General features: G+C 58.0%; 12 protein-coding genes and 1 pseudogene. 12 read left to right on the top strand and 1 reads right to left on the bottom strand.

Going from position 1 to position 6653, the window contains the following annotated elements:
* The first annotated feature begins 101 nt into the window (after positions 1 to 101).
* The 6 genes from GGR38_RS23725 to GGR38_RS23750 all read left to right on the top strand — a co-directional run bounded on the left by GGR38_RS23725 (position 102) and on the right by GGR38_RS23750 (position 3931).
* Positions 102 to 251 carry a hypothetical protein gene (locus GGR38_RS23725; protein WP_183629472.1) on the top strand — a complete coding sequence of 50 codons (150 nt, stop codon included), beginning with the start codon at positions 102 to 104 and terminating at the stop codon, positions 249 to 251.
* Positions 238 to 585 carry a winged helix-turn-helix transcriptional regulator gene (locus GGR38_RS23730; RefSeq protein ID WP_183629473.1) on the top strand — a complete coding sequence of 116 codons (348 nt, stop codon included), beginning with the start codon at positions 238 to 240 and terminating at the stop codon, positions 583 to 585. Before GGR38_RS23725 ends, GGR38_RS23730 begins: the two co-directional genes overlap by 14 nt.
* 1 nt (position 586) lies before the next feature.
* Positions 587 to 1981: a dihydrolipoyl dehydrogenase gene (gene lpdA / locus GGR38_RS23735; RefSeq protein WP_183629474.1), complete on the top strand. Its 1395-nt coding sequence runs from the start codon at positions 587 to 589 to the stop codon at positions 1979 to 1981.
* Positions 1982 to 2084: 103 nt separating this feature from the next.
* Positions 2085 to 2876, top strand: a complete 792-nt coding sequence (locus GGR38_RS23740; protein WP_221227242.1) for an oxidoreductase — start codon at positions 2085 to 2087, stop codon at positions 2874 to 2876.
* Positions 2877 to 3180: 304 nt separating this feature from the next.
* On the top strand, positions 3181 to 3699 hold the full coding sequence (locus GGR38_RS24595) for an MATE family efflux transporter (RefSeq protein WP_183629475.1): 519 nt from the start codon (positions 3181 to 3183) through the stop codon (positions 3697 to 3699).
* 40 nt (positions 3700 to 3739) lie between these two features.
* Positions 3740 to 3931 carry a hypothetical protein gene (locus tag GGR38_RS23750; RefSeq protein WP_183629476.1) on the top strand — a complete coding sequence of 64 codons (192 nt, stop codon included), beginning with the start codon at positions 3740 to 3742 and terminating at the stop codon, positions 3929 to 3931.
* A gap of 591 nt (positions 3932 to 4522) precedes the next feature.
* Here the strand turns inward: GGR38_RS23750 and GGR38_RS24600 are convergent.
* Positions 4523 to 4867, bottom strand: coding sequence for a hypothetical protein (locus GGR38_RS24600; RefSeq protein WP_343059214.1), 345 nt, complete (start codon positions 4865 to 4867; stop codon positions 4523 to 4525).
* Between GGR38_RS24600 and infA the strand changes: the two are divergent.
* From infA to GGR38_RS23780, 6 genes and pseudogenes are all read left to right on the top strand, one after another.
* Positions 4757 to 5006 (top strand): annotated as a pseudogene (gene infA / locus GGR38_RS23755) (translation initiation factor IF-1). The gene GGR38_RS24600 and the pseudogene infA overlap by 111 nt on opposite strands.
* Positions 5007 to 5015: 9 nt before the next feature.
* Positions 5016 to 5204, top strand: coding sequence for a hypothetical protein (locus tag GGR38_RS23760; RefSeq protein WP_183629477.1), 189 nt, complete (start codon positions 5016 to 5018; stop codon positions 5202 to 5204).
* 73 nt (positions 5205 to 5277) lie between these two features.
* Entirely contained in the window at positions 5278 to 5478 is a 201-nt protein-coding gene (locus tag GGR38_RS23765; RefSeq protein WP_168604009.1) for a hypothetical protein, read from the top strand.
* A 195-nt stretch (positions 5479 to 5673) separates the two neighbouring features.
* On the top strand, positions 5674 to 5883 hold the full coding sequence (locus GGR38_RS23770) for a cold-shock protein (RefSeq protein WP_183629479.1): 210 nt from the start codon (positions 5674 to 5676) through the stop codon (positions 5881 to 5883).
* Positions 5884 to 5962: 79 nt separating this feature from the next.
* Positions 5963 to 6175, top strand: coding sequence for a hypothetical protein (locus tag GGR38_RS23775; RefSeq protein ID WP_168604008.1), 213 nt, complete (start codon positions 5963 to 5965; stop codon positions 6173 to 6175).
* Entirely contained in the window at positions 6172 to 6429 is a 258-nt protein-coding gene (locus tag GGR38_RS23780) for a hypothetical protein (protein WP_183629481.1), read from the top strand. The genes GGR38_RS23775 and GGR38_RS23780 overlap by 4 nt, the downstream gene beginning before the upstream one ends.
* Positions 6430 to 6653: the final 224 nt, after the last annotated feature.

Genomic DNA, 6653 nt, shown 5'->3' on the forward strand with positions numbered 1-6653 from the left:
ACGCTGGGCGGAACGGTGCTTACGCTGGTCTTCCTGCCCGCGCTCTATGCGCTCTGGTTCCGGATCATGCCCCCGGCTGCGGGCCATAGGGAGGAAGCAGCGTGATGCTCGCCGCTGTCTGGCGCGGGGTGACCGGTTTTCTCAAAGCCCTGGACTATGCGGACTACGATCCGGTTACCGAGCAACAGCGCCGGATTGCCTTTCTGGAAGAGCGCGTTGCAAGGTTGGAGGCCGATCATGGCAAAGGATGAAGCTCTTGCCACCGCGCAGGCCATTCTCGCGGCCAAGTGGAGCATGCAGGTTTTGCGTGTCCTTGCCAAAGGGCCTGCCCGCTTCTCCCGCATCAAGGCGGCCGTGCCCGCGATCTCGGCCAATATACTTACCAGGCGACTTCGCTCTCTTGAGGAGGCGGGAATCATTGGCCTGACAAGCCTGCCGCCGCCTGCAGATCGGCTGGTCTACGTTCTTACCCCCCTCGGCGAAGGCGTCCGCCCGATCCTGTTGTCGATAGAGCAATGGGCATCGCAATTTCCGCAACAGGCAACTCCCGGAAGCGAGCCGGCAAACCATCCACAGGAAGACTGACATGTACGACGTGATAATTATCGGTGGGGGCCCAGGCGGTTACAATGCCGCAATCCGGGCCGGTCAATTGGGGCTGTCCGTCGCTGTCGTCGAGGGTGCGCGGCATCTTGGCGGGACCTGTCTCAACGTGGGATGCATGCCCGCCAAGTCCCTGCTTCACGCAAGCGAAATGTATGACATGGCGCGAACCGAGTTTGCGAACCTCGGCATCGCCGTGGAACCGCGCCTCGATCTGGCGCAGATGATGGCGCAGAAGAGCGATGCGGTGGCCAAACTCGTCAAGGGTGTCGAGTTCCTGTTCCGTAAGAACAAGGTGGAGTGGATCCGGGGCTGGGGCCATCTTCAGGGTGAGGGCCGCGTAAGGGTTACCGGTCCGACCGGCGAGATCAGCGCCATCGAAGGCCGCGACATCGTCATTGCCACCGGATCACGACCCTCCACGCTTCCCGGCGTGTGCATTGATCGTCGAAACATTGTCACTTCCACCGAGGCGCTTTCCTTCAGTCAGGTGCCAAGTCGGTTGATCGTCATCGGTGCTGGTGTCGTGGGTCTCGAGATGGGTTCGATCTGGCGGCGGCTCGGCTCCGAGGTCACAGTGCTCGAATATGCCGATACGATCCTGCCGGGAACCGACCGGGAAGCTGCCAAAACTCTGGAACGTTCGTTGCGCAAGCAGGGCATGAACATCCGACTTGGCGTGCGCGTGGTCGCCGCCGAGGCGACCGAGGACGGAGCGATAGTTACGATCGATGCCGGTGCCGGCAAAGAGGCGGAGAAACTGCATGCCGATAAAGTGCTGGTCGCGGTCGGGCGGCGAGCCTTCACAGACGGGTTGGGCCTTGATGCGATCGGCATTACGCTTGATGCGCGCGGCGCGATACCCCACGATGGACATTACCGCACGTCAGTGCCAGGCGTCTGGGTGATCGGCGACGTTACGCACGGCCCCATGCTTGCACACAAGGCCGAGGAAGAGGCCATCAAATGCATCGAGACCATCGCGGGCAGAATTTCTGCCCGCGATGACGATGACATTCCGATCGTTGTCTACACCCGTCCGGAAATGGCAGCCGTCGGCGCGAGTGAGGAGGAACTTACCGAGGCGGGCATCGAGTTCAGGGTCGGTCGCTTTCAGTTCATGGCGAATGGTCGCGCACGCCTCAATCACGAAACCGATGGATTGGTGAAAATGCTGGTGGACGCGGGCAGTGATCGCATCCTTGGCGTTCATATGATCGGCTCGCAGGTCGGAGAGATGATCGCCGAGGCGCGGATCGCGCTGACCTTCGGTGCAACCGCCGAAGATGTCGCACGTACGATCCATCCCCACCCAACGCGTTCGGAAGCTTTGCGTCAGGCTGCAATGGATAGCGCCGGCTGGGCGATGCAGGCCTGACCGCTGCGGATCCACGCATTCTCAAGCGTACCGCGATGCATACCAAAACCAATATCAATGCTGTGTAACCGCCTTCAAACAGGAAATAGCCATGCAAAAAACTGTGCTGATTACCGGTGTTTCCTCAGGCATCGGAGAGGCGACCGCCGCCGCGCTGGCCCAGGCCGGATACCGCGTCTTTGGCGGTGCACGCACGCCATTCATGGTTGCCCCGATCGCGGGGGTTGAATTGCTCGAACTGGATGTCCGCAAAGACGAGCAGGTCCGCCGTGCTGTCGATTTCGTGCTCGAAAAGGCGGGACGTATCGACATTGTCATCAACAACGCCGGTGTATCCCTGATCGGCCCGGTTGAGGCGAGCAGCGATGCCGAAACGCAGGCCTTGTTCGACACCAATCTGTTTGGCGCCTTGCGGGTGATGCGGGCTGTGCTGCCTGCCATGCGCCAGCAGAAATCAGGCCTGATCGTCAACATCAGTTCGGTGCTCGGCTTTCTTCCCGCGCCCTTCATGGGGCTTTACGCCAGCAGCAAGCATGCGCTGGAGGGTCTGTCAGAGTCGCTTGATCACGAGGTGCGCGGTTTTGGTGTTCGCGTTATTTTAGTCCAGCCCAATTTCACCAATACCAGGCTGGATACCAACGCTCAGCAAACGCAGGCGGGTCTGCCTGCCTATGCCGATATGCTCTCGCAAACATTGGCAGCCGTGCAGAAGCAGGTGGCGGCGGGAGAGGCCCCGTCACGCGTAGCAGGCAAGATCATTTCGGCAATCAGGGGCGGCCACCGTATGCGGCACCCGGCCAATTCCAGCGCCAGACTTCTTGCTTTCCTGAGGCGTTTTGCTCCGGCTGGGGCCGTCGACAAGGGCATCAGGTCAACCTTTGGCTTAAAGCCATAACAGGCTGTTGAAAGCAGAAAGGATTGCCTGATGGCCACATCCGCTTCTCGCGATAAGCAAGAGATGATCTGCCCGCAAAGAACGAGCGCAGATCGGCGGTGGAGCAAGCCATACTGAATGGACCGGTGCCGGCAACCATCCTCCGCCTAGCGCTGCCCACCATTGCGGTACTGGTTGCCTAGACCCTCGTCGGCGTGGCCGAGATCTATTATGTGTCCCGGCTGGGGACTGATGCGCTGGTTGGCGTGTCGGTTCTTCCCGGTCTGGATGCTGATTACCATGATGTCGGCGGGCGGCATCGGGGGTGGGTAATGTCAAGGTGCTGGCATTGGTATCGCTGTTTGGCGTGATCACGCTCGTGCCTCTGTCTCTTTTTCTGATCTTTGGTATCGGGCCTGTGGTCGGGCTTGGCATCGCCGGTGCCGGATTGGCCGTCACACTTTACCATGCTGCGGCCAATTTGGTTTTGATCCGCTATTTGCGTCAGGCGCGGGGCGGTTTGCGGCTGGCCCCGCGTCCTTTGCGCTGGCCGATGTTTCGCGACGTTCTGGGCGTCGGACTGATCTCTTCGCTGGCGGTGGTGCAGATCAATCTTACCGTCATCATCGTGACCGGTCTTGTCGGCAGGTTTGGCGAGGCGGCAATGGATGGTTACGGCATAGGCGCAAGGCTCGATTACCTGTTTATCCCTGTCCTGTTCGGACTGGGCAGCGCCTTGCTGACCATGGTGGGCACCAGCACAGGTGCGGGCGATTCTATACGCCTCAGGCGCATTGCGGCTACGGACTCCATCATCGGCGCAGCCTTTACCGGCTGTTCATGAACCACCGCGCGATATTCAGCAGGTTGCGATTGACACGATCATGGGAAGGCCGCAGGCCAAAGTGATCATAAAGGAAAATCGCGGCGGGGTCTGCTGGAGCTCCGATCCTCAGATGGAAATCGCGGACCGGATTACCGGTCACAATGTCACCTATCCGATCGTGGGTGAGCAGAGCGCGAAGCGTGTCGATATGCAATCGGCGATCGCCGTCTCCATCGTTGGAAAGTATTGAGCACCCCTGTCCGTATGAGGCGTAACCCTGCATCAAGCTGTTGGACCAGGTAAAGCCCTACCTCATCGCTCAATTTGTAGGACTTATCTTTTGGTCTTGCGGCATTAACTGCCATTTCGGGATGCCTTAGGGCAGTCTAAAATGTGTTTTTTTGAGGGGTTTGGCGATGGTGCTGGGGACGAGATCGAACGAACCTGATTCTCGGTTAATTCTCAGAAGTTTCCTGCATCCTAAGAAGGCCTTACTCTCACGAGTATACCATCAACCAAATTCTGTGCGGCGGTTCGATGTCGGGAATGACAAAAATAGCGCAGAGTGTACATTAAATGGGCTTAATTGATTGCTTTGCAAAGCTGGCATCTTTACCACTTAGTCATAATCAGTCGCGGAAATTTTATTTGGCTCAAAACTTGGCTATGCCTGCACGTATAAACCCGCGACCTGATTGATTGTTCTAATGCTCCTAAACAGCGCTTGTTGTTGTCACATCGCAGCCTCTTTGCGAAAAGACCCGCATTAACGTGAATGGCGGACAGGCCTGAAGTTTCCTGTCGGCGAACAAAGGTCGCTGACGGTCCTGCATTTACGTTATCACGTCGCAGCTAGGAACGGCCCCTCTTCATACTTACCCGCACGCTTTTCAAAGCTGCTTGTAATTTCCAAACTATGCGCTAATAGGAAATTGCCTAACGTCGTTTGCGACGGAATTTGATTGCCGCCTTTGCGGCTCCTTTCCATTTCATGCTGTATGGCTCCGCGCCGGGATACGCCCGTCAGCGGGCGTTTTTTTGTACGCAAGGAACTGGTTTGGCGAAAGAAGAGCTCATGACGGTGGAAGGCAGGATCGACGAGATCCTGCCCGATGGACGCTTTGGCGTGACACTCGACAATGGGTATCGGATTATCGCCTACACGGCAGGTAAAATGCGCCGTCACCGGATCCGCCTCGGTCGTTGGCGACCTCGTACACTTGGAAATGACGCCTTACGACCTGACCAAAGGTCGGATCATCTATCGCGAACGGACGCCCGGCCAGAGGCCAGGCGGTGTCCGTAGGCGTGTGATCAGGCGCTAATCTGATTTCATGAGGCGGCAGCGCATCGCTGCCCGCAAGGATAAAATGACTTTGATGTATACTGGCGCTTTCAAGCGCCACACAAACTCGCCGCGCAAGAACTCGGCGGCAGACGAATCCATGGACAGGAACATGACTTCCACCGCCATGCTTTCGACCCTCGAACTGCGACGCATCGTTGCGGCGATGGTCGACTGATCAGGAAGACCCTCGCGGAAAGGCCTGGCGCGGACTTGCGTTGGGCCGGGCCGCGTCCAGCAGGAGATGTCCTATGGATATCAACAAAGAATATGCCGCTCATCAGCAAGCGTTGATGCGGGCCGATCATTCGGTCTGTAATGACGTTCGCCGGGCACATCTTGCTCAAGCCTTGTCGATTGCAGGCCGGATAAGCGCTGTCCAGCGCCAACTCGGCGCTGCTGCCGCCTGTGCCTGGAGCATTACTCATTGTTCGGCGCCGGCAAGCGCCTGATGCAAACGCGCCAGTGAATGCCGGCGCACCTATCCTGCTTGTGTCGAACTTCGACAGGTATCGACGAATTGGTTTCGGATCTGGGGCTGTGTTCCCATTCCTGCAAGACGACGACTTCCTTTCAATGGACGACTTGAAGCCTGACATCGTCAGCAATCGCTGACGTCCACCAATGTTTCTTGAAAGGAAACGACCATGACCATCGGAACCGTAAAATTTTTCAATGAAGACAAGGGCTATGGCTTCATTCAGCCTGATGACGGCAGCAAGGACAGCTTTGTCCATATTTCTGCCGTGCAGGCTGCCGGCCTTGGAACTCTGAGCAAGGACCAGCGCGTGTCCTATGACGTCGAGACCGGCCGCAACGGCAAGGAATCGGCGATCAATCTCAGCAGCGCCAACTGATCAACAGACATGTCGGCAGCCCGTTGGGGAGCTGCCGACATGTCCGATGCCCCTGACCACAACCAAGGAGTGAATGCTTATGGCGCTTTCGTACGAATTTCTCATCGAACGGGCCGAACAAGCCGCCCAAGAAGCGGCTTGCTGCGTGCTGGAGAATGTGCGGGCACGGGCATTGCGCTCCGAGAAGGCATGGCGCAGCATGGCCAATCAGGTCCTTGAAGTCGCACGCAACCGTGAGCTTGCCCAGCACGAAAAGCTCGCTGCGAGCCATTTGCTAGGTGCTTCGCAATGACAGAGAACCCGAACCTTGCCGAAAAAGACTTGATGGATGCACTGGAGGCCTCGGACGTTTCCGCCATCAACGGAATTGTCAGCCTTGCCAACATCTTGAGAAAGCGAGGCCTCCTGAATGACGCGGAGACCTCGGCTATGCACGAGAGCATGAGTCTGCCGCTGGGGTTGCCTAAATATGCCGAAAACCCGGCTGTTCAGGACCTTCAGCTGAATATTGATCGGCTGTTTGCAGTCGTTGTGGCGCCAAAGTGAGGCCGGCACTTTCTCTGCTGTGTTCGCGCGCGGGGCTGCCGCGGCAGAGAGCCTCGAAGATGCGCACCAGATCCTTCTCGGGGATACCTGTCCTCACGCCGTGCTGCGATTGATCAACGTGAATGTATGACCGGTTCCAACGCCCTGATCAGCGTCCGGGCACGTCAGGAATGGCGGCGCAACCGGAATTAAAGCGCCGTATCCTGCCGCTCGGCGTCCAGTTT

It is taken from the genome of Novosphingobium sediminicola, assembly GCF_014196525.1.
GTDB classification, from domain to species: Bacteria; Pseudomonadota; Alphaproteobacteria; order Sphingomonadales; family Sphingomonadaceae; genus Novosphingobium; species Novosphingobium sediminicola.